This window comes from Halomonas getboli, assembly GCF_023094245.1.
Classification (GTDB): Bacteria; Pseudomonadota; Gammaproteobacteria; order Pseudomonadales; family Halomonadaceae; genus Halomonas; species Halomonas getboli.
Genome location: NZ_JALMEW010000004.1, coordinates 349,816 through 371,280 on the forward strand (window position 1 = coordinate 349,816; position 21,465 = coordinate 371,280).

Annotated in this window: 18 protein-coding genes; 10 read left to right on the forward strand and 8 right to left on the reverse strand. The window is 67.7% G+C overall.

Going from position 1 to position 21,465, the window contains the following annotated elements:
* Positions 1-72 precede the first annotated feature (72 nt).
* The 6 genes from MYL53_RS10960 to doeA form a co-directional block, all read right to left on the reverse strand.
* Complete coding sequence (locus tag MYL53_RS10960) at positions 73-1,062, reverse strand: C45 family autoproteolytic acyltransferase/hydrolase (RefSeq protein WP_247853898.1); 990 nt, start codon at positions 1,060-1,062, stop codon at positions 73-75.
* A gap of 59 nt (positions 1,063-1,121) precedes the next feature.
* Positions 1,122-2,741, reverse strand: coding sequence for a biotin carboxylase (locus MYL53_RS10965; RefSeq protein ID WP_247853900.1), 1,620 nt, complete (start codon positions 2,739-2,741; stop codon positions 1,122-1,124).
* Between the two features lie 38 nt (positions 2,742-2,779).
* Entirely contained in the window at positions 2,780-3,649 is an 870-nt protein-coding gene (locus MYL53_RS10970) for a carbon-nitrogen hydrolase family protein (protein ID WP_247853902.1), read from the reverse strand.
* A 169-nt stretch (positions 3,650-3,818) separates the two neighbouring features.
* Positions 3,819-4,298, reverse strand: coding sequence for an Lrp/AsnC family transcriptional regulator (locus MYL53_RS10975; protein ID WP_247853903.1), 480 nt, complete (start codon positions 4,296-4,298; stop codon positions 3,819-3,821).
* Between the two features lie 121 nt (positions 4,299-4,419).
* Positions 4,420-5,454: a N(2)-acetyl-L-2,4-diaminobutanoate deacetylase DoeB gene (doeB, locus tag MYL53_RS10980; protein WP_247853906.1), complete on the reverse strand. Its 1,035-nt coding sequence runs from the start codon at positions 5,452-5,454 to the stop codon at positions 4,420-4,422.
* Positions 5,455-5,464: 10 nt separating this feature from the next.
* Positions 5,465-6,664 carry an ectoine hydrolase DoeA gene (doeA, locus tag MYL53_RS10985; protein WP_247853908.1) on the reverse strand — a complete coding sequence of 400 codons (1,200 nt, stop codon included), beginning with the start codon at positions 6,662-6,664 and terminating at the stop codon, positions 5,465-5,467.
* 206 nt (positions 6,665-6,870) lie between these two features.
* On the opposite strand from doeA, the gene ehuR reads away from it, so the two are divergent.
* From ehuR to MYL53_RS11010, 5 genes are all read left to right on the forward strand, one after another.
* A complete protein-coding gene (gene ehuR / locus MYL53_RS10990; protein WP_247853912.1) occupies positions 6,871-8,274 on the forward strand; it encodes a MocR-like ectoine utilization transcription factor EhuR in 1,404 nt (467 codons plus the stop codon).
* 17 nt (positions 8,275-8,291) lie between these two features.
* On the forward strand, positions 8,292-9,227 hold the full coding sequence (locus tag MYL53_RS10995) for a 2-hydroxyacid dehydrogenase (RefSeq protein WP_247853915.1): 936 nt from the start codon (positions 8,292-8,294) through the stop codon (positions 9,225-9,227).
* A 124-nt stretch (positions 9,228-9,351) separates the two neighbouring features.
* Positions 9,352-11,793 (forward strand): membrane-bound PQQ-dependent dehydrogenase, glucose/quinate/shikimate family, encoded by a 2,442-nt coding sequence (locus MYL53_RS11000; protein WP_247853916.1) that lies wholly within the window; start codon positions 9,352-9,354, stop codon positions 11,791-11,793.
* A gap of 139 nt (positions 11,794-11,932) precedes the next feature.
* The gene (locus MYL53_RS11005; RefSeq protein WP_247853917.1) at positions 11,933-12,502 is read left to right on the forward strand and encodes a nicotinamidase; all 570 of its coding nucleotides are present in this window, start codon (positions 11,933-11,935) and stop codon (positions 12,500-12,502) included.
* Positions 12,503-12,513: 11 nt separating this feature from the next.
* On the forward strand, positions 12,514-13,869 hold the full coding sequence (locus tag MYL53_RS11010) for a nicotinate phosphoribosyltransferase (RefSeq protein WP_247853918.1): 1,356 nt from the start codon (positions 12,514-12,516) through the stop codon (positions 13,867-13,869).
* Between the two features lie 27 nt (positions 13,870-13,896).
* Here the strand turns inward: MYL53_RS11010 and MYL53_RS11015 are convergent, their stop codons facing one another.
* Positions 13,897-14,454, reverse strand: coding sequence for a DJ-1/PfpI family protein (locus MYL53_RS11015; protein ID WP_247853919.1), 558 nt, complete (start codon positions 14,452-14,454; stop codon positions 13,897-13,899).
* 200 nt (positions 14,455-14,654) lie between these two features.
* Between MYL53_RS11015 and MYL53_RS11020 the strand changes: the two genes are divergently transcribed.
* Both MYL53_RS11020 and MYL53_RS11025 read left to right on the forward strand, forming a co-directional pair.
* Positions 14,655-15,311, forward strand: a complete 657-nt coding sequence (locus MYL53_RS11020) for a hypothetical protein (RefSeq protein WP_247853920.1) — start codon at positions 14,655-14,657, stop codon at positions 15,309-15,311.
* 91 nt (positions 15,312-15,402) lie between these two features.
* Complete coding sequence (locus MYL53_RS11025; protein ID WP_247853921.1) at positions 15,403-16,335, forward strand: LysO family transporter; 933 nt, start codon at positions 15,403-15,405, stop codon at positions 16,333-16,335.
* Between the two features lie 147 nt (positions 16,336-16,482).
* On the opposite strand, the gene MYL53_RS11030 is transcribed toward MYL53_RS11025, so the two are convergent.
* The gene (locus tag MYL53_RS11030; protein WP_247853922.1) at positions 16,483-18,000 is read right to left on the reverse strand and encodes a carbohydrate porin; all 1,518 of its coding nucleotides are present in this window, start codon (positions 17,998-18,000) and stop codon (positions 16,483-16,485) included.
* Between the two features lie 354 nt (positions 18,001-18,354).
* Here MYL53_RS11030 and MYL53_RS11035 point away from each other — a divergent pair, with 354 nt between their 5' ends.
* From MYL53_RS11035 to MYL53_RS11045, 3 genes are read left to right on the forward strand one after another with little or no spacing between them, the layout of a single operon-like run.
* Positions 18,355-19,623, forward strand: a complete 1,269-nt coding sequence (locus MYL53_RS11035) for an ABC transporter substrate-binding protein (RefSeq protein ID WP_247853923.1) — start codon at positions 18,355-18,357, stop codon at positions 19,621-19,623.
* Positions 19,624-19,638: 15 nt separating this feature from the next.
* Positions 19,639-20,613 (forward strand): carbohydrate ABC transporter permease, encoded by a 975-nt coding sequence (locus tag MYL53_RS11040; RefSeq protein WP_247853933.1) that lies wholly within the window; start codon positions 19,639-19,641, stop codon positions 20,611-20,613.
* Complete coding sequence (locus tag MYL53_RS11045; protein WP_247853935.1) at positions 20,610-21,452, forward strand: carbohydrate ABC transporter permease; 843 nt, start codon at positions 20,610-20,612, stop codon at positions 21,450-21,452. The genes MYL53_RS11040 and MYL53_RS11045 overlap by 4 nt, the downstream gene beginning before the upstream one ends.
* Positions 21,453-21,465: the final 13 nt, after the last annotated feature.

Consider the following 21,465-nt stretch of genomic DNA (forward strand, 5'->3'; position numbering starts at 1 on the left):
GCTCGTAAACTCCGCTTTTTCGGATGATTTCGCCTTGTCTTGCCGTCGCTCGTGACTTTTGTAAACACCCTCTCAGCCCGTATAGAGCCCCCGCGCCCCGTAGCGCACGGTGATGCGCTCCTCGGGAAAGTCGTCGAAGCCCAGTTCAAGGGCGAGCCCCGGCCAACGGAAGCTGGCTCGCCCCTCGGCCGGACGATAAACGGCGGTGTAGATGGTCCCCAGGCCACGGCCGTAATCGTGACGGAACAGCGGCGGCGCCGCGAAGGCAGACACGAAACGCGCCTCGCTGGTGCTCTCGTCGTCCACCAGGATCGATAGCTGGCGTTCGCGGATCAGCGTTTCCGACGCCAGGGCATGGGCATACCACTCGATCTTCTTCTGGTGATTGGTGGCCACCGGCACGCGGCGGATGCTGGCCCGGCGATCGGGCGCAATCATCGCCGTCACGTAACGGCCGGCCCGGTCGGCAACCGTGATGTTATAGGCCATGTGCGTGGGGACCCGGGCCAATACCTCGGAAGCCTGATGCACGTCGTCACAGGTCTCCAGCACGTAGCGCAGTATGATCGGCGCGCCGAAGCCGTCGCCCACCGCCTTGCGTCCGCCGAACGCCAGGGAGACCGTCAGCCCGGCGTCGTTCATGCCGTCGAGCACGCCCCACAGGCAATCGGACATGGCGATGACCCGGCGCTGGTTCCAGCGGCTGTAGAGGATGGTGCCCTCGCACAGCTCCGGCGGGTAGTCGTAGTTGCGGGCCAGCACCGTCGCGGACGGCCGGGCCAGCACTGCCTGGGAACAGCCGGTGATATAGGCCGGCGGACGATACAGGCTCAGCAAGCGAGCGCTGAGATCGCCTCCCCCGGCCAGCTCGCACAGGCTCCGATAGGTGCCCACCAGCTCGGGCATGTGGCGTCGCAGGGCGTTAAAGCAGGCCAGGTAGGCGGGCCGTTCGCGTTCGCCCTCGCTCAGATACCACTGCTCGTAGGCCGGCCAGTGGTAGTCGAACAGCGACTGCCACTTGGGACCCGGTGCCTCCTCCCGTACGGTGCGAAAGTCCAGCATCTTGTCCGGCCCGCCCCAGGGCGTCCTGCCCGGTGGCGGGCCGGGGTGGTGTCTCCCGCTCATAGGATCTTGAAGTTGCCGCCGCCGATGGCATGGCTGACGGCGATCTCTTCCACCACCGGGTCCTGGAGGGGCTGGCCGGCGAACTGGCCGCGAATGCCCTCGATCCACGCCTTGGCCCGCTCGGTGAGCTGGAAGTCGTCGTCCATCAGCCGCCCGCGGGTGATCAGAATGCCGAGATCCGCGCCCTCATAGCGGAAGTCTCCCTCGCCGCTGATGCGCAGGAAGAAGGCCTCGCGTTCGTTCTCGGCGGCGTGGGGATGGGAGTCGTAGTGGTCGTAGGCGATACTGCCGTCCGACTCCATTCGCCACACCCCGGAGGCCGGTGCCGCCGTGAGCAGGTCGACGCTCTCCTCGGTGTGCTTGATCACCAGCTGGCTCCAGCTGTCGATGCTGTCGGGATGCGACCAGCGCTCGTTGATCTCGGCGATGTCGAGATCGAAATCCTGGTCGGAAAACTCCAGCAGGTGAAACAGGAACAAGGGGATATCGGAGTGGGCGAAGGCCGCCACGTTGGTCAGCGAGCTGGCCCCGGTGACCCGCGGGTTGAGCTCGCCGAGATAGACGTCGCCGCCGTCCATGTCGATCAGAAAGTCGAGCTCGAAGTAGCCCCGGTAGCCCTCCTCGCGCAGCGCCTCGCCGAACTTGAAGGTGTACTCCCGGGCCTTGTCGCGCACCGTCTGGCTGAAGGCCCCGGCGAACATCTCGTTGCCGCACCAGCCGCCCTTGTAGGGCGTCAGCGACTTGAAGCCGACGAGCTCGGTCATCAGCGGGCCGACCACGGTCCCGCTGCGGGTGGCACAGGCCTCGATGGCCGAGCCTCGGCAGTTGATGCGCTTCATGATCTTGACCTCGGGCTCGGCCTCGATCTCCTCGGCGACCTTGTAGTAGTCGTCCTCGCTGGCGATGAAGAAGGTGGTATGCCCGGAGTCGCCGTAGGCGGTCTGCACCACCAGGTCGGTGCCGAGCTCGCGGCTGACGTCGAGCAGTTCCTGGTAGCTACCCACCTTGGCCAGCACGTTGGGCACGCTGGGCACGCCGGCCTTGTTGCCGATGCGCACGGTCTCGATCTTGTTGTCCATGCGCGAGCGCAGCGCCGCCGGCGGGAAGGCGACCTTGAGCCCCAGCTGGTCGCAAATCTCCTCGGTGTGCTCGTCGAACATCAGGAAGGTGGCGATGCCGCCGTCGTCGCCCTGGGCGCGGGACTGGATGAAATCGATCACCTCCTTGTGCTCCAGGAGGTAGTTGTTGATGTCCTCGATGCCCTCGAAGTCGCGGGGGAACTTCTCCCGGGGCACGAAGACGTTGCGCTGGCGCCGGTCGAAGCAGTCGATGTAGTTGATGTGGCGGAAGTTGCCGACCCAGTCGCCGATTCCCAGCAGGTTGAAGTTGGTCGCCGAGATGAAATAGATCGGCCGCTTGTTGTTGAGAAAATGACGACGGACATCGGCAATGCTTGTTATTTTGCTGCTCATCGTGGTCGCTCCCTGAGGGTCTTCGGAAGCCCCGCGTCCCGCCGCGGCAGGGGCGGAACGCTCGGGCTGGTCGCCGCCGGCGTCACCGGCGGCCGCGGACGAATGGAACAGGCGACGCAGGCCATCGAGGATTCGGGCGAACATGGGGGCTCCTCAATTCCGGAATTGTTCCTGCGAGACGGTCAGTACTCCTCAATATTAGTTCGTTGTGGCTTTTCGAGTGGCCCCAGGGTATCCAGGAAGGGCGAGGAGCCGCTCTCGTGGCGATACAGCGTGAAGTCGACGCGCCGGTCCCGGAAGCTCTTGAGCGGCTGCCCCAGGCCGCGCAGGCCAGTCTCGCGCTCGCGACGCACGCGGCTCAGATCGACCTCCACGGGCATGATCTCCTCGCCGGTGCCGGCCTGGTGGATGACGTCGCCGGACGGCCCGACCACGATGGAACGCCCGTTGCCGATGGCCCCGGCCCCGTTGATGTCAAAGAAGTAGCACTGGTTGACCGCGGCATTGGTCCGAGCGATCGACAGCTCGATGTCGCGGTCGATGGTATCGGTCATGGTCGGATGCAGGATCACCTCGGCGCCCATCGCCGCCAGGGTGCGGGTGGTCTCGGGGAACCACATGTCGTAGCAGATCGACACGCCGAAGCGCCCCACCTGCGGCACGTCGAAGACGACGAACTCCTCGCCGCTCTCGACGCCGGCCTCGTAGGGACGGAACGGAAACATCTTGCGGTAGCGCGACACGACCTCGCCCCGAGGGTTGATCACCGACAGGGTGTTATAGATGGCGTCACCGGCCTGCTCGAACATCGAGCCCGGAATCAGCCAGATGCGGTGTTTCTCGGCCAGGTGGCAGAACACCGCCTCGGCATGGCTGGGCAGCGGCTGGGCGTGATGCGGCGAGGCGCCCATCGGCATCAGCTCGCTGAACATCACCATCTGCACCTGGGGAAAGCGGCCCATCAGCACCTCGATGCGATGGCGCATGGCGTCGGTATTGTCGCCGTGATGCAGGGCGTGCATCTGGACACCGGCAATCGTGAAGTAGGACATGTCATACCCTCTGCGTCAGGCGATCTCGAATCACTGCAGGCGGCCGGCGCCACGCATCGTGCTACGCCGGAGGGATCGCCCGGCGTGGGGGAAACCCCACCGCTCCTCTAGCTTATGCCACGTGCGGCGGGGCGAATCAACGCAGCAGGAACGACGCCGCCTGCCGTCTTCAGTCGGACACGAAGTCGCCGACGGCAAATCCGCTGTCGGGCCGCTTGACGCGCTTGGTGACGATGTAGGTGAAATAGCGCTCGATGCCGACGTCGGACATCAGCCAGGCGTCGATCAGGCGTTGGTAGGCATCGATGGAAGCGGCCTCGAACTTGACCAGGTAATCGACGCCCCCGCCCACGGCCACGCACTCGGTGGCCTCCGGGGTGTCGCGGACCAGGGCCTCGAAGCGGGCGAAGCTCTCGGCGTTGTGGGTCTTGAGCTCGATCTGCACCCAGACCGGCGTGCGGGGCTTGAACACGGCCGGGTTGATCCGTGCCCCGTAGCCCTCGATGACGCCGGCCTTCTCGAGCCGCCGCACCCGCTCCCAGCAGGGACTGACCGAGAGGTTGATCGCCTCGGCCAGCTTCGACTTGGTGATGCGCCCGTCGCGGGACAGGATCTCGAGGATCTTGAGGTCGTAACGATCGAGCTTCATGTCAGACCACCATCCCAGCTGATTGCGCTCGGCCATGCCGCGTTGAACAGCGTCTCAAGATGCTCATTTCCCCCTCGTAAACTCCGCGCTTTCGGCGCTGTTCGCCTTGCCTGGCCGTCGCTCATTGGCGCTGGGGCTGATCGGCGTCGAGCGAATCGACCACCTCAGCGATCACCGCGATGGTGTCGCCCATGTTGACGTTGGCCGGGAAGCGGCGCGCCATCAGCAGGCCGTCGCGTTCGGCGCGGTACTCGATGGGCACGGCACCGCTGCGGGTCATGTCGTAGACCCGGGCGATCACCTGGCCGTTCTCCACCGTCTCGCCCAGCGCCACCGTCAGCTCGAGCAGCCCGGAATGCTCGCTCTGCACGTAGCAGCTGGCATCCGGCATATCGAGATAGACCTGGGGCTCGGCGGGCGTCTCGATCTCGCCCTCGACCAGCCCGAAGTGAACCAGGAAGTTGTGGATGCCGCGCTCGGTGATGGCCAGGCTCTGCGGCGTGGAAGTGCCGCCGCCGCCGAGCTCGGTGGCCACGAACACCTTGCCCTGGCGCTCCACGGCGGTGTCGAACAGCGCCTCGGCGTCGAGCTCGAACATGATCATGGCGTAGGGGGCGCCGAACGCCTTGGCGCCGTCCAGGGCGCGGCGTTGCTGGTCGGCATCGTCGAGCACGTGGGAAGCGGCGAAAGGCACGATGTCCAGGGTGCGGCCGCCGGAGTGCAGGTCGAGCACCGCATCGCTCATCGGCACCAGAATGCGGGTGAAGTAGTCGGCGATCTTCTCGGTGACGCTGCCGTCCGGGTCGCCGGGGAAGCTGCGGTTGAGGTTGCCGCCGTCCATCGGCGAGGTGCGCTTGCCGGCCTGGGCCGCCGGGGTGTTCATCATCGGCACGATGATCACCCGACCGCTGACCTCCTCGGCGGCGAGCGAGCTCGAGAGCTTCTGCAGCGCGGTGATGCCCTCGTACTCGTCGCCGTGGTTGCCGCCGGTCAGCAGCGCGGTCGGGCCCTCGCCGTTCTTGACCACGGTGATCGGGATCATCACCGCCCCCCAGGCCGACTCGTCGTTGGAGATCGGCAGCTTGAGGAAGCCGTGCTGGACACCGTCGGCCTCGAAGTCGACGGTGGCGGCGATGGGGCTCGGTCGCTTGCTCATGGGATGCTCCTTACTTGACGAACAGCTGGCGGGGGAAGTCGGCCAGCGTCTCGCAGCCGTCCTCGGTGATCAGGATGCTCTCGGTGATTTCCAGGCCCCAGTCGTCGACCCACAGGCCGGGCATGAAGTGGAAGGTCATGCCGGGCTCGAGGATGGTCTCGTCGGAGGGGCGCAGGCTCATGGTGCGCTCACCCCAGTCCGGCGGATAGCTGATGCCGATGGGATAGCCGCAGCGCGCGCCGCCGCGGTCGAAGCCGTACTTGTCCATGGCCGCGCCCAGCGCCATGGCGATGTCCGCGGTGCGGTTGCCGGGTTTCGCGACTTCGAGGCCGTGCTCGATGCCCTCGAGCAACGCCGACTCGGCGCGCACGAACTCCGCCGGCGGCCGGCCGAGGAACACGGTGCGCGACATGGGTGCGTGATAGCGCTTGAACACCCCGGCGATCTCGAAGAAGGTGCCCTCGCCCTCGCGGAACGGCGTGTCGTCCCAGGTCAGGTGCGGCGCGGCGGCGTCCTTGCCGGTGGGCAGCATCGGCACGATGGCCGGGTAGTCGCCGCCGTAGACCTTGCCGTGCTCGTCCTTCCAGCCCTCGATGCCGACCCGGTAGATCTCCGAGACCAGCTTGCTCTTGGGCAGCCCCGGCTCGATCACCTCGAGGATGCGCGAATGCATGCCCTCGACGATGCGCGCCGCGATGCGCATGTACTCTATCTCCTGGGCCGACTTGATCGCCCGGCACCAGTTGACCAGGCCGTTGGCGTCCATGAAGCGGGCGTGGGGCAGCTCGCGCAACAGCGACTGATAGGCCTTGGCCGAGAAGTAGTAGTTGTCCATCTCCATGCCTACCACGCCCTGGTGCCAGCCGCGATCGGGCATGATCGACTGGGCCAGATACTCCATGGGGTGCATGTCCGGATTCTGCACGTAGTGATCCGGGTAGTAGGTGAGGTTCTCGGGGTCCATCCAGCAGGTGCGCAGCGCCCCGTTGGCGTCCATGCGCCGGCCGTACCACACCGGCTCGCCCTCGAGCCCGAGCAGCACGCACTGGTGCACGTAGAAGGACCAGCCGTCATAACCGGTCAGCCAGGCCATGTTCGAGGGGTCGCTGATGATCAGCACGTCGATGCCACGGCTCGCCATTTCGGCACGGACCTTCCACAGTCGGCCGGCATATTCCTCGCGGGTGAAAGGAAGGGAAACCTGAATCATGAAATCGCTCGTCCAACGATCACGTCACCGATACCGGCCACCTCCATTCCTGGAGATGCCGGGGCGCCAAGGCGGTTGACGGCCATGCGAGGGGCCGCTTGAATTGTCATGATTGATGACAGCACAATGCATGACAATTTCAGTCAATGTCTTTCTGCCGATACTAGCACCCCCACTTGGCCGACGGTCAAAGGCTTTATTGGATCATGACAATCGACCTGACACCCTTTCTTCAGGACAGCGGTCCCAAGTACCTGGCCATCGCCCGGGCCCTCTCCGAGGCGATCCGCCAGGGCGAGCTCGCCCCCGGCACCCGACTGCCGCCGCATCGCCGGCTGGCCGAGACGCTGGGCGTGAGCGTGCAGACCGTCTCACGGGCCTACGCCCAGGCCGAGAAGATGGGCCTGGTGCAGTCGCGGATCGGCAGCGGCACCTGGATCAACGCCTTGGACGACGCCCGGGAGTCGGCCTACCTGCGCGGCCAGGAGCCGCGCCAGGAGAGCACGCTGGTCGACCTCTCCATCGCCCACCCGGTGTGCACGCCGGGTCACCAGCTGCGCTTTCGCGAGACCCTGGCCTCATTGGCCGAGCAGCTGCGCCCCGAGGTGATCGCCGCCAACCGCCCCATCGCCGGCCTGCTCCACCAGCGCGAGCGCGCCAGCGACTGGCTGGCCGAGCGCCTCGGCGTGCCGGGCGGCCCCGAGGACCGGGTACTCTGCAACGGCGCCGCCCATGGCCTGATGCTGGCCATCTCCACCGTGGTCCAGCACGGCGACCTGGTGCTCACCGAGGCGCTCACCGACCATGGCCTGATCGCCCTGTCGCGCACCCTGGGCTTCCAGCTGCGCGGCGTGGCCATCGACGAGCGCGGGGTGATTCCCGAAGCCCTCGACCTGGCCTGCCGGCGCCTGCGTCCCCGCGCCGTGTGCCTGACGCCCACCCAGCTCAACCCCACCGGGGCAACCATGGACGAGGCCCGGCGCGATGCCGTGGCCCGGGTGCTCGATCACCACGGCGTGTGGCTGATCGAGGACGACGTCCATGCCCTGCTCGAGCCGCCGGGGCTGACGCCGCTTGCCGCCCGGCTGCCGCACCTGTGCTTTCATGTCACCAGCCTGACCAAGGTCACCCTGCCGGGGCTGCGCGCCGGCTATCTCAGCGTACCCCGCGGTCAGCTGCACCACACCCTGCCGCGCATGCGCGCCACCACCTGGATGGCCACGCCGCTGATCTTCGAGCTGGCCGACGCCTGGATCGCCGACGGCACCCTGGCGCAGCTGGCCGACGAACAGCGCCAGCGGCTGAACGAGCGCCAGCGCCTGGCCAGCCGCCTGCTCGACGGCCACGACGTCAGCGCCCGCCCCTCCAGCCTGCATCTGTGGCTGTCGCTGCCCGCCGCCTGGCGGCCCGAGGAGCTGCAGCAGCAGGCCGAGCAGGAGGGCATGGCCGTCACCACCGCCACGCCCTTCATGGTCGAGCAGACCCCGGCGCCGCGGCGCATCCGCCTGAGCCTCGGCGCCGAGCCGGACCTCGAACGCCTGGAAGGCGCCCTGTCGCGCCTCGCCGCGCTGCTCGACGAGGCCCCGCCGCCGATGCAGATCATCTACTGACCCGAGGGAGAACGCCGATGCGAGTCCTGGTCCATACCGATGCCGCCGAGGCCTGGCGCGACGCCCTGGCCGAACGCCTGCCCGAGGCCGAGATCCTCACCAGTGCCGCCCCCGCCGACGAGCGCCGCCGCGCCGACTATCTGGCGGCCTGGAAGCCCCCTGCCGAGCTGCTCGGCGAGCTCACCGCGCTCAAGGGCATCGTCAACCTCGGCGCCGGGGTCGATGCACTGCTGGGCAACCCCGCCCTGCCCGCAGGCGTGCCCATCGTCAAGCTGCGCGACGCCGGCATGGCGGGGCCCATCGCCGACTACGCGCGCTACGGGGTGCTGCACTTCCAGCGCGACTTCGACCGCTACCGCCGCCAGCAGGCCCGCGGCGAGTGGCGCGAGAGCCCGCCGGTCGACAAGGCCGACTGGCCGGTGGGCGTGCTCGGGCTCGGCGCCATCGGCGCCAGGGTGGCGCAGGCGCTGGTCGACGACGGCTTCCCGGTGCACGGCTGGAGCCGTTCGCCGAAATCGCTGCCCGGCGTGACCTGCCATCACGGCGACGACGGCCTGCGCGACCTGCTGCCCGAGGTGAAGAGCCTGGTGCTGCTGCTGCCCGGCACGCCCGCGACCCGCGGCATCATCGATGCCGAGGCCCTGGCCGCCCTGCCCGAGGGCGCCAGCCTGATCAACCCGGGGCGCGGCAGCCTGATCGACGAGGCCGCGCTGCTCGACGCCCTGGGCGACGGCGAGGCCGAAGGCCGGCTGCGCGGCGCGCTGCTCGACGCCTTCCCCGAGGAGCCGCTGCCGGCATCGAGCCCGCTGTGGTCACATCCGCGGGTGCTGGTCACCCCGCATATGGCCGGCCCCACGCCGCTCGGCGAGGCACTCGACCAGGTGGCCGAGGCGCTGCGCGCCATGGCAGCCGGCGAGGAGATCGAGACCATCGATCCCGACGCCGGCTACTGATTCCAGGGTCGGCAGACGTGGGGTGATCCACCCGACTATTTTGATAGCTTCCAAACTAATTCAATCGCCTTGTGTTTCCCGGTGACTTAAAATGAGAGGCCTAATCACCGGAAGGATGCGAGGCATGAACGATACGAAACGGGGGGTATCCCCGCCCATCAAGGGGTTACTGATTCTCATAGGCGCCGTGTTCGCCTTGCTCGGGCTGGGGCTCGCCGTCGGCGGCGGCATGCTGATCGGCCGCGGCGGCAGCTGGTACTACCTGCTGATGGGCCTGGCGCTGCTGGCCACCGGCGTCGAGATCGTCCGCGGCGGCACCCGGGCACTCGGCATCTACGTGGTCGCCTTCCTGGCGACCGTGGCCTGGGCCTTCTGGGAGGCCGGCCTCGACTTCTGGGCGCTGCACGCACGCCTGTTCACCTTCGTCTGCGCGCTGTTCGTGCTGTTCCTGGTCCAGCCGCTGATCCTTCGGCGCGCCGGGCGTCGGCCCCAGAAGGGCGTCGCGCTCGGCGCCGCAGGTGCCACCCTGGTGGCGATCGTGGCCATGGTCTGGGGCATGTTCCAGCCCCACGGCATCCACAATGGCGTGGCCGCCACCGGCCAGACACCGGTCACCGACACCGATCGCCAGGTCGATTGGGATCACTACAGCTCAGATGGCAGCGGCAGCCGCTTCGCCGCTCTCGACCAGATCGATCGTGACAACGTCGACGAGCTGGAGGTCGCCTGGACCTTTCATACCGGCGACACGCCGCTGAGCCCGACGGGTGCCGGATTCGAGGACCAGACGACTCCGTTGCAGATCGGCGACTCGGTCTATATCTGCACCTCTTCCAACACCGTCATCTCCGTCGACGCCGATACCGGCGAGGAGAACTGGCGCCATGCGTTCCCGACCGACACCAAGACCTGGGTGCGCTGCCGCGGGCTGGCCTACTTCGATGCCGACAAGCCGGTCAAGCAACCCACCCTCGGCGATGCCTCACCGGTCCCCGAGCCGTCGCTGCCGGCAGATGCCAGCGCCTGTCGCCGCAGGCTCTTCATGAACACCATCGATGCCGAGCTGGTAGCCCTCGATGCCGAGACCGGCGAGCTATGCGAAGGCTTCGGCGACGGCGGCACCGTCGACCTGAAAGCCGGGCTGGGCAACGCCGAGGCGCCGCTGTACTCGCTGACCTCGGCGCCGACCGTGGCCGGTACCACCGTGGTAGTCGGCGGGCGCGTCGCCGACAACGTCGCCCTGGACATGCCCGGCGGCGTGATGCGCGGCTTCGACGTCATCACCGGCGAGATGCGCTGGGCCTTCGATCCGGGCAACCCGGAGCAACGTGACGCGCCGAGCGGCGGCGAGACCTACGTGCGCTCGACGCCCAACGTCTGGGCCGCCATGACCTACGATCCCGCCACCAACACGATCTTCATGCCGGTCGGTAACGCCGCCATCGACCTGTGGGGTGCCGAGCGCACGCCGGAAGACGAGGAATACGGTGGCACCATGCTGGCGCTTGACGCCACCACCGGCGAAGAGAAGTGGCACTACCAGACGGTGCGCCATGACCTCTGGGACTACGACGTGCCGATGCAGCCGACGCTGATCGATTTCCCCGACGGCGAGGGATCGACCACCCCGGCGCTGACCTTCGGCACCAAGGTCGGCCAGATCTTCGTGCTGGATCGCCTGACCGGCGAACCGCTGACCGAGGTCATCGACAAGAAAGTTCAGCCGGCGAATATCCCCAACGAGAAATACGCTCCGACCCAGCCAGTCTCCGTGGGCATGCCGCAGATCGGCGCCCAGCACCTGACCGAGGCGGACATGTGGGGCGCCACGCCCTTCGACCAGCTGATGTGTCGCTACATCTTCAAGGGCTACCGCTACGACGGCTTGTTCACCGCACCGGACACCGACTATTCGCTGTCCTTCCCGGGCTCGCTCGGCGGCATGAACTGGGGCGGCTTCTCCTACGACCCGACCGCCCAGACGCTCTACGTCAACGACATGCGCCTGGGCCTGTGGGTCCACATGGAACCGCAGGACGAGAACGCCGCGGCCTCCGACGGCGGCGAGGCCGTCAACGCGGCCATGGGCGCGGTGCCGCTCAAGGGCACGCCCTACTCGGTGGTCAAGGACCGCTTCCTGTCGCCGCTGGGCATTCCCTGCCAGGAGCCGCCGTTCGGCACCCTGACCTCAATCGACATGAAGACCCAGTCGGTCAACTGGGAGGTGCCGCTGGGCACCATCCAGGACACCGTGATGTTCGGCACCAAGCTGCGCCTGCCGATGCCGGTCGGCATGCCGACCATCGGCGGCTCGCTGACCACCCAGGGCGGCCTGACCTTCTTCGCCGCGACCCAGGACTACTGGCTGCGCGCCTTCGACTCCGCCACCGGCGAGGAAGTGTGGAAGGCTCGCCTGCCGGTCGGCAGCCAGGGCACGCCGATCGCCTATCGGTCGCCGGAGACGGGCAAGGAGTACATCGTCATCTCCGCCGGCGGTGCGCGCCAGTCGCCGGATCGCGGCGACTACGTCATTGCCTACGCGCTGCCGGACGCACTCACGAACTGAGCTCGACCGCCACGCACGACGATCCGCGGGGGCCTTCGGGCCCCCGCGTTACGTTGTGAGCCCGGCCTCCCCCCTACACGAACACCGGCGCAGGGCATACGCTGAAGAGGAGACGTCACCGACCTCGAAGGAGGAGCCGATGCCTCATACCCAGGTGAAATACGGCCCCACGGACGCGCTGCTGGTGGTCGACATGCAGAACGACTTCTGCGAGGGCGGCGCCCTGGCCGTCGCCGGCGGCAACGCCCTGGTGCCGGGCATCAATGCCGAGATCGCCGCCGCCCGGACGGGCGACGCGCTGATCATCGCCTCCCGGGACTGGCACCCCATCGACCACGTCAGCTTCGTCCACCGCGGCGGTCCCTGGCCGGTGCACTGCGTGCAGGACACCCCGGGCGCGGCCTTCCATCCTGACCTCGATCTCGACGACGCCACCCTGCGCGTCAGCAAGGCCACCGCCTTCGACGCCGACGCCTATTCGGCCTTCGACGGCACCGGCCTGGCCGGCTACCTGCGCGAACGCGGCGTCACCCGGGTGATCGTCTGCGGCCTGGCGCTGGACGTCTGCGTGCGCGCCACGGTGCTCGACGCCAGGCAAGCGGGCTTCGAGACATGGCTGCTCGAATCGCTCAGCGCGGCGGTGGACCCGGACGCCGTGGCCGACTGTCGGGCCGCCTTCGCCGAGGCCGGCGCCGCGGTGATGCCATGAGGGGCACCAGCATGAGCCATATCGCCCCGCTGAGCGTCGACGACGACGAGCTGGTGCTGCTCACCGATCTCTACCAGCTGACCATGACCCAGGCCTACTGGAAGGAGGGCATGGCAGAATCGGCCACCTTCAGCCTGTACTTCCGCCGGCTGCCGCCCGAGCGGCGCTTCATGCTCGCCTGCGGCCAGCAGTACGCCGCCGAACGGGTCAGCCGGCTGCGCTTCACCGATCGCGTCCTGGCCAGGCTGGCCGAGGTCGATCATCTGGAGCCGGCCTTCCTCGACTGGCTGGCCGACTGGCGCTTCGAGGGCGACATCTGGACGCTGCCCGAGGGCACGCCGGTGTTCGCCGATGAGCCGCTGCTGGAAGTCGACGCGTCCATCGCCCAGGCCCAGCTGCTCGAGAGCCTGATCATGAATCTGGTGCAGCTCGAGACCGTGCTGGCCTCCAAGGCGGTGCGCGTGGTGATGGCGGCCCGTGGCCGGCCGGTGGTGGACTTCGGCCTGCGCCGCATGCACGGCGTGGACGCGGCGGTGCGCGGGGTGCGCGCCTATCGCGCGGCGGGGCTTTCCGGCACCAGCAACGTGCTCGGCGGGCTGCGCCACGGCCTGGCGCTCAACGGCACCATGGCCCACAGCTATGTGCTGGCCCACGACAGCGAGCGCGAGGCCTTCCGCGCCTTCGCCCGCCACTATCCCGGCACCACCCTGCTGGTGGATACCCACGACACCCTGGCCGGCGTCGAGAAGCTGATCGCGCTGATGCGGGAGGAAGCGGGACTGGAGGTCGGCGCCATCCGGCTCGACTCCGGCGACCCGGGCGAGCTGGCACGCGACGCCCGGGCGCTGCTGGACGCAGCCGGTCATGCGGAGGTGAAGATCGTCGCCAGCAGCGGCCTCGACGAGCACGCCATCGAGGCGCTGCTGGCCGACGGCGCGCCGATCGACGCCTTCGGCGTCGGCACCCGGATGGGCGTGGCCGCCGACGCCCCGGTCATCGACCTGTCCTACAAGCTGGTGGAATACGCCGGGGAACCGACGATCAAGCACTCCCCCGGCAAGATCAATCTGCCCGGGCGCAAGCAGGTGTTCCGCCGCCACGACGCCCACGGCGGCTATATCGGCGACGTCATCGCCGGCCGCGACGAGCGCGTGGAGCACGCGACGCCGCTGCTGGTGCCCTGCGTGGTGAACGGTCAGGCGGCGCCAGACGCGATGGCGGCGGCCGACACCGCCCGGGAGCGGGTCGCCCGGGACCTCGAGCGCCTGCCGGCCAAGCTGCGCCGGCTAGCGCCACTCGAGGGCGAAGGCGGCTATCCGGTCACGCTGTCCGAGCGCCTCGCCCGCCAGGCCGGCGAGGCGCCATGACGGTTTTCCTGACTCCAGCGCCACTCCTTACAGCAGCTCGTTGAAGCGTGCCAGCCAGGCCGGATGCGCCGGCCAGGCCGGGGCGGTCACCAGCTTGCCGCTGACGATGGCCTCGTCCATGCCGATCTCGGCATAATCGCCGCCGGCCAGATGCACCTCCGGGGCGCAGGCGGGATAGGCCGAGACCCGGTAATCGGCCAGCGACACCGCGGCGGCCAGCAGCTGGGCGCCGTGGCAGATCGCGGCCACCGGCTTGTCGGCGTCGAAGAAGTGACGCACCAGCTCCAGCACCCGCTCGTCCAGGCGCAGGTACTCCGGCGCCCGGCCGCCGGGAATCACCAGCGCGTCGTAGTCGTCGGCGGCGACCTCGGCGAAGGTGGCGTTGAGGGTGAAGTTGTGCCCCGGCTTCTCGGTGTAGGTCTGGTCGCCCTCGAAATCGTGAATGGCGGTGCGGATACTGTCGCCCTCGCGCTTGTCGGGACACACCGCCTCCACCTGATGGCCCATGGCCTGCAGGGCCTGGAACGGCACCATGATCTCGTAGTCCTCGACGAAGTCGCCGGCGATAAGCAGCAGTCTGGCCATGACAACACCTCCTGTGAAAGACGAAAATGGGAGCCTGCCTCGCCAGCCTAACCGCTCGCCGATGACTCGGCCATGTCATCGATTCGGACATGTCATCGAGATAGCCATCGACAAGGCCGTCGAGCATGTCGGCGGGGAACCCGACGGCCGCCGCGCCCTCTCAATCGAACCATGCCCTCTTGCCTCGCGAGGACTGCCCGATGCCGATTCTCCTTCCGCGCCGCGCCCGGCTGCTGGGCCTGGCGCTGTGCCTCACCGCCCTGCCGAGCCTGGCCGCCACCGCGCCCCGGCCCTTCGACGCCCGCTACCACCTGGAAGTCTCGGGCTGGCCCGACGTCGATATCCAGCACCGCCTGGCACACGAGACCGGCCACTGGCAGAGCGAGATGCGCGCCAGCCTGCCCGGCGCCAGCGGCCACGAATGGGGCCGCTTCCGGCTCGACGCCGACCGCATCCACTCGCTGCACTACGCCGCCGGCTACTCGCTGCTGGGCATCCGCCGCTCCTACTCGCTGGACGACGCCGCTCTCGCCCCGCTGCCCGACCGCCAGAGCGCGCTGGTGGCGCTGGCCCGGCGCGTCATCGACGACGCCGACGGTCAGGGCCGGCTGCGCTACCGCGATCACCGCGGTCGCGAGAAGCGGCTCGACTACCGGGTGCTGGACCGCGACCCCGTGACGCTGCCGGCCGGGCACTTCGAGGCGGTGCACGTGGCCCTCACCGAGCCCGACGAGGACGATCGCCGCATGGAGATGACCTTCGACGCCCGGCGTCCGGGCCTGCTGCTGGGCATGGACTACTATCGCGACGGGGAGCGCAAGAGCCGGCTATCGCTGACCCGGTTCGGCGACGACTGACGCCGCTGCCATGGCGGCGGCAAGCTGCTAGAGTGGGCGGTTTTGGCCGTCGCCGACGGCCCGAACGACACGAAGAGAAGGAACTCTCGCCATGCTCTCCGGACTGCTGATCGTCCTGCTGCCGCTGATCCTGGGCTACCTGGTCCGGGTGCATCGCGACGCCGTCATGGCGGCCATCAACCGCGGCGTCAACGCCTCGATCTACGCCATCCTGCTGCTGATGGGCGTAAGTCTGGCCGGGCTCGACGACCTCGGCGGCCAGCTCTCGCGCATGGGCGGCCAGGCCCTGGCGCTGCTCGCCGTGACCTCGGCCTGCAATCTCGCCGCCCTGGGCTGGCTGTCGCGTCGGCTGAGCCTCGAGGTCGACCCCGGTCGCGCCGTGGCCGGCGCGCCTACCAGCAAGCTGGCCGCCATGGCCGGCTCGCTGGCGCTGGTCGGGGTGGTGGTCGCCGGCATCGTGCTCGGCCTTACGATCCATGCCCTGTTCGGCGCCGCCGAGGCGCCCTTCGCCTGGGCCGGACGCCTCTCGGAATGGGTGCTCTACGCCCTGCTGGCGCTGATCGGCTGCCAGCTCAGGAACTCCGGCATGCCGCTCAGGCAGATCCTGCTCAACCGCCACGGGCTGGCCATCGCCGTGGCCCTGGGGGCGAGTTCGCTGCTCGGCGGGCTGCTCGCCGCCCCGCTGCTCGACCTGCGCTGGAACGAGGGCCTGGCCATGGCCGCCGGCTTTGGCTGGTACTCGCTGTCCGGCATCCTGATCGGCGACGCGCTCGGCCCGCTGCTCGGCGGCGTGGCCTTCTTCAACGACCTGGGCCGCGAGCTGCTGGCCTTCGTGATGATCCCGCTGGTGATCGGCCGCCATCCGGCGCTGGCCATCGGCTACGGCGGCGCCACCTCGATGGATTTCACCCTTCCCGTCATCCAGCAGCACGGCGGCGTGAGCTGCGTGCCGGTGGCGGTGGTCTCGGGCTTTATCCTCTCGTTGCTCTCGCCGCCGCTGATCCTGTTTCTGCTGACGCTGTAACGCTGTCCTCGGACACCATCCTCTCGCTGCGCTCTCTGTCTTCACGCCGCTGATCCTGTTCCTGCTGACGCTGCAGGCCACAACGAAAACGCCCGCGACCGAGGTCGCGGGCAAGCATCGAAACAGCGCTCGGTCGGAGCCCTCGCGTCAGAACCAGATCTCGCTCTGCACCCCGAAGGTCCACTCGTCACCGGTGAAGCCGTCGCTGCCAAAGGCATCATCCGCGGAATAGTCGTTGAGCTCCTCGTCCCAGTCGCTCCATGAAGCGAACAGGCGAATCTCCGGACGCTGCCAGAAGCCGCCCACCTGGGGCTTGAAGGTCGGGGCGACGGTGAGCTTGGTATAGCCGCCCTCGACGGCATTCCGGCTGCTGTACCCCTGGGGGTCGAGGTCCATCCACTGGTAGCTGCCCTCGTACTGCATCTCGAAGTTCTCGGTCAGCTCGTTGGCCAGGCGCACGTTGAAGGTCGCCCAGTCATACTGGTCGCCCTCGACATAGCGATCCTCGCTGGTCTCGGCCAGGATCGCCGGCGCCACGCGCCACTTGGGCGCCAGATAGGTGGTGCCGTACAGCGCGAGGCGGGTCGCGGTGGCATCCTCGCTCAGGTCGCCGTTGGAACCGAGGCTCTTGGTCTCGGCCCCCAGCCCCTCGCCGTGCAGTACCGCCGCCTTGAAGCTGCCGTCGCTCAGGCCGAAGAAGCTGTCGCCGTGATAGGCCACCATGGTGTGGACGCCGTCATCCGCGGCATCGACGTTGCCCTCGGTCATGCGCTCGTCGTTGTCAGTGGCGTTCATGCCGCTGACCATCCACTGCCAGTTTCCGAAGTAGTTGTTGGACGTGAGAATCAGGTTATCGGTGCTGCCGGTGTCCTCTACCGGGTTCATGCTGTCGACCGGGAAGTCAGTGAAGCTACGTCCGTAAAGGGACAGGTTCGACGTCCAGTTGTCGGCCAGCTGCATGTCGTAGATGCCGCCACCGGTACCGGCCAGGAAGATGACGTCACTGTCCATCCAATGGATATCGAAGTTGTCGCGGTCGAAGCGCTTGCCGGCCCAGATGGAGGCATTCTCGAAGGGCCCGGTGAAGCTCGGCAGATCGCTGAGTTCGACGTAGACCTGGCGCACGTTGAGGCTGGACTCGTCGGACGTCCAGTCGTTACTGGTCTCGACGCCGTCGGCGATCATGGTGCGATAGTGGGCCTTGGCGCCGTTATCGAAGCGCATCTTGTAGTTCAGCACGGCCTCGGCGTAGGTATCCGGCTCGTTGCCCAGACGCCCCACGGCGCCACCCTGGGCGCCCGCCGGCGTCAGATAGGGGCCGCCCTCGGCGCTCTTGCCACCGTCACCGATCAGCAGCCCCGAGCGGGCATAGGCGTTGAAGGAGAAGCCTTCCTCGCCGCTGGCCTGGCGCTCCACGGCCGCCAGCCGGGATTCCAGCTCCTCGCCGGACAGGCGCTCTGCCATCTCCTGCTCGGCCTCGTCGGCGCGGCGTTCGGCGGCCGCAGCACGCTGTTCGGCAGCGACGATGCGCTGCTCGAGTTCGGCCAGGCGGGACTCGAGGTCGCTCGAGGTCTGGGCACTGGCCAGGCCGCTGGCGCTCAGGGCGGCGGCGGCAACGGCCATGACGAGCGGTGACTTGCGCGGGCGTTGGGTCGGAATTGTCATCGTGATCAATGCCTTTGTTGTTGTCGCGTGAGATCTCGATTGCGTCCGGGGCAAGCCCGCGCGACCCGACCATGGGCAACACGGCGCGTCCGAACTTAATCGTTTCAGACGGTAGTGGGAATAAAACACGAAAAACACCCGACTTATGTCTAAAAGCCAATGCAATCCTCAAAAAAACAGTAATTAAACGACATTTGGCGCCCATGGACGGCTTTTTCACGACCAAAGTCTAGGTTGCGCCACGGACGTCTCGTCGCTTAACTGAGCGTCAAATCTTAAACGATTAAGACGCGTCGGCATCGCTCTCGTCATCGTCATGCCGACCCCGACAACAACAAGCGACGAGGATATGCCATGCAACGCAAATCCCTGGTTCTCTCTGGACTCGCCCTGCTGGGCGCTTCATGCGCCACCCCGGCCCTGTCGGCCGAGCTGACCATTTCCTGCGGCGCGGTGGGCGCCGAGCTAGAGCTCTGCCAGCAGGGTGTCGAAGCCTGGGAGGCCGAGACCGGCCATGAGGTCGAGATCGTCTCCACCCCCAACTCCTCCACCGAGCGGCTGTCGCTCTACCAGCAGATCCTGTCGGCCCGCTCCGGCGATATCGACGTGCTGCAGATCGACGTGGTCTGGCCGGGCCTGCTGGCCAACCACCTGCTCGACCTGAAGGAGACCCTCGGCGCGGACGCCGCCGCCGGCCACTTCGACGCCATCGTCGCCAACAACACCATCGATGACCGGCTGGTGGCGATGCCCTGGTTCACCGATGCCGGCGTGCTCTACTACCGCAAGGATCTGCTGGCGCAATACGGCTTCGCGCCGCCCGAGACCTGGCAGCAGCTGACCGATATCGCCACCGAGGTCCAGGCCGCCGAGCGCCAGGCCGGCAACGACCAGATGTGGGGCTATGTGTTCCAGGGCCGCGCCTACGAGGGGCTGACCTGCAACGCCCTGGAGTGGGTGGCCAGCCAGGGCGGCGGCACCATCGTCGACGCCGACGGCGAGATCACCATCGACAACGCGAACGCCGCCGCGGCGCTCGACCTGCCCGCCGGCTGGATCGGCGAGATCACCCCTCAGGGGGCGCTCAACTACACCGAGGAAGAGGCCCGCGGCATCTTCCAGTCCGGCAATGCGGTGTTCATGCGCAACTGGCCCTATGCCTGGTCGCTGGCCCAGAGCGAGGACAGCGAAGTGGCCGGCAAGGTCGGCGTCATCAAGCTGCCTCATGGGCCGAATGGCGAGAGCGCGGCCGCACTGGGCGGCTGGAACCTGGCGGTATCCAAATACAGCGAGAATCCCGAACTCGCCTCCGAGCTGGTGGCCTACCTGACCGGCGAGGCCGAACAGAAACGCCGCGCCATCGAGGCAGCCTACAACCCCACCATCACCTCGCTCTACGCGGACGAGCAGGTGCTCGAGGCGGTGCCCTTCTTCGGCACCCTCTACGACACCTTCACCAACGCCGTGGCCCGTCCCTCCGCCGTCACCGGCGACAACTACGGCCGCGTCAGCAACGCCTTCTTCAACGCCGCCCACGCGGTGCTGTCCGGCGATCAGAGCGGCGCCGAGGCGGTCTCGCAGCTGGACGGCGAGCTGTCGCGCATCAAGCGTCGTCGCTGGTAATCCGGGAGGCCCACCATGTCGACACCCATCACCGAACAGGCGACGCCCGCACGGCGTCGCCCCCGGGCGGGCTACCGCGGCACCAAGGTACGCCGCCAGCGGGTCCGCGCCGCCTGGAGCTATCTCGCGCCGATGCTGGTCGCGCTGGCCCTGGTGGCCGGCTGGCCGCTGCTCCGCACCTTCTACCTGAGCCTCACCGATGCCTCGCTGTCGGACACCGCCGGTGCCACCTTCATCGGCCTCGAGAACTACCTGGTCTACGACGACGGCGCCTGGTACGGCCTGCTCACCGATCCCGTGTGGTGGACCTCGGTGTGGAACACCGTCTACTTCAGCGTCGTGTCGGTGTCGCTGGAGGTGGTCTTCGGCATCATCGTCGCCCTGCTGCTCAACGCCGAGTTCAAGGGCCGCATGCTGGTGCGGGCCGCGGTGCTGATTCCCTGGGCCATCCCCACCATCGTCTCGGCCAAGATGTGGGCCTGGATGCTCAATGACCAGTTCGGGATCATCAACCACCTGCTGATGGCGCTGGGACTGATCGACGCGCCCCTGGCCTGGACCGCCGACGCCGATCTCTCCATGTGGGCGGTGATCATGGTCGACGTGTGGAAGACCATTCCCTTCGTCGCCCTGCTGGTGCTGGCCGCCCTGCAGATGCTGCCCAAGGACTGCTACGAGGCCGCCGAGGTCGACGGCATTCATCCGGTCAAGGTGTTCTTCCGCGTGACCCTGCCGCTGATCACCCCGGCGCTGCTGGTGGCGGTGATCTTCCGCCTGCTCGATGCCCTGCGCGTGTTCGACGTGATCTACGTGCTGACCTCCAACTCGACCAGCACCATGACCATGTCGATCTACGCCCGCCAGCAGCTGGTGGAATTCCAGGACGTGGGGTATGGCAGTGCCGCCTCGACGCTGCTGTTCCTGATCATCGCCCTGGCCGTGGTGATCTATCTGTACCTGGGCCGCCGTCAACTGGGAGTCGATCAATGAACCCGTATCAGCTCATCAAGCTCGCCAAGCGCGTCGGCCTCTACGCCCTGATCGCCGTGGTGATGGTCTACGCCATCTTTCCCTTCTACTACGCCGTGATCACCTCGCTGAAGCCGTCCAGCGAGCTGTTCCGGGTCGACTTCTGGCTGTCGTCGCTGGACTTCTCCAACTACGTGGCGATCTTCAGCGAGGGCAGCTTCGTACGGGCCATCTTCAACTCCATCTTGGTGGCGGTGTCGGTGGTGGCCATCGCCCTGCTGCTGGGCATCACCGCCTCCTATGCCCTGGGCCGGGTGCGCTTCCGCGGTCGCACCACGGTGATGCTGACGATCCTCGGCGTGTCGATGTTCCCCCAGGTGGCGGTGCTCTCCGGCCTGTTCGAGGTGATCCGCACGCTGAACCTCTACAACAATCCGGGCGGGCTGATCCTGAGCTACACCATCTTCACCCTGCCCTTCACCGTCTGGGTGCTGACCACCTTCATGCGCCAGCTGCCCATGGAGCTGGAGGAAGCCGCGATCATGGACGGCGCCACGCCCTGGGTCACCATCACTCGCGTGTTTCTGCCGCTGATGTGGCCGGCCATGGCCACCACCGGGCTGCTGGCCTTCATCGCCGCCTGGAACGAGTTCCTGTTCGCCCTGACCTTCACCCTCACCGACGACCAGCGCACCGTGCCGGTAGCCATCGCCCTGATCTCCGGCGGCAGCCAGCACGAGCTGCCCTGGGGCCCGATCATGGCCGCCTCGGTCACCGTCACCGTGCCGCTGGTGATTCTGGTAATGATCTTCCAGCGCCGCATCGTCTCCGGCCTCACCGCCGGCGCCGTCAAGGGCTGAGCCTCATGTCATC

Excerpts from the sequence above, each read along its gene's own strand:
- MYL53_RS11045 (WP_247853935.1), top strand. The coding sequence starts at position 20,610 with ATGAACCCGTATCAGCTCATCAAGCTCGCCAAGCGCGTCGGCCTCTAC.
- MYL53_RS11025 (WP_247853921.1), top strand. The coding sequence starts at position 15,403 with ATGCTCTCCGGACTGCTGATCGTCCTGCTGCCGCTGATCCTGGGCTAC.
- MYL53_RS11005 (WP_247853917.1), top strand. The coding sequence starts at position 11,933 with ATGCCTCATACCCAGGTGAAATACGGCCCCACGGACGCGCTGCTGGTG.
- MYL53_RS11000 (WP_247853916.1), top strand. The coding sequence starts at position 9,352 with ATGAACGATACGAAACGGGGGGTATCCCCGCCCATCAAGGGGTTACTG.
- doeA (WP_247853908.1), bottom strand. The coding sequence starts at position 6,664 with ATGATTCAGGTTTCCCTTCCTTTCACCCGCGAGGAATATGCCGGCCGA.
- MYL53_RS11040 (WP_247853933.1), top strand. The coding sequence starts at position 19,639 with ATGTCGACACCCATCACCGAACAGGCGACGCCCGCACGGCGTCGCCCC.
- ehuR (WP_247853912.1), top strand. The coding sequence starts at position 6,871 with ATGACAATCGACCTGACACCCTTTCTTCAGGACAGCGGTCCCAAGTAC.
- MYL53_RS10975 (WP_247853903.1), bottom strand. The coding sequence starts at position 4,298 with ATGAAGCTCGATCGTTACGACCTCAAGATCCTCGAGATCCTGTCCCGC.
- MYL53_RS11030 (WP_247853922.1), bottom strand. The coding sequence starts at position 18,000 with ATGACAATTCCGACCCAACGCCCGCGCAAGTCACCGCTCGTCATGGCC.
- MYL53_RS11035 (WP_247853923.1), top strand. The coding sequence starts at position 18,355 with ATGCAACGCAAATCCCTGGTTCTCTCTGGACTCGCCCTGCTGGGCGCT.
- MYL53_RS10960 (WP_247853898.1), bottom strand. The coding sequence starts at position 1,062 with ATGCTGGACTTTCGCACCGTACGGGAGGAGGCACCGGGTCCCAAGTGG.
- MYL53_RS11010 (WP_247853918.1), top strand. The coding sequence starts at position 12,514 with ATGAGCCATATCGCCCCGCTGAGCGTCGACGACGACGAGCTGGTGCTG.
- MYL53_RS10995 (WP_247853915.1), top strand. The coding sequence starts at position 8,292 with ATGCGAGTCCTGGTCCATACCGATGCCGCCGAGGCCTGGCGCGACGCC.
- doeB (WP_247853906.1), bottom strand. The coding sequence starts at position 5,454 with ATGAGCAAGCGACCGAGCCCCATCGCCGCCACCGTCGACTTCGAGGCC.
- MYL53_RS11020 (WP_247853920.1), top strand. The coding sequence starts at position 14,655 with ATGCCGATTCTCCTTCCGCGCCGCGCCCGGCTGCTGGGCCTGGCGCTG.
- MYL53_RS11015 (WP_247853919.1), bottom strand. The coding sequence starts at position 14,454 with ATGGCCAGACTGCTGCTTATCGCCGGCGACTTCGTCGAGGACTACGAG.
- MYL53_RS10970 (WP_247853902.1), bottom strand. The coding sequence starts at position 3,649 with ATGTCCTACTTCACGATTGCCGGTGTCCAGATGCACGCCCTGCATCAC.
- MYL53_RS10965 (WP_247853900.1), bottom strand. The coding sequence starts at position 2,741 with ATGTTCGCCCGAATCCTCGATGGCCTGCGTCGCCTGTTCCATTCGTCC.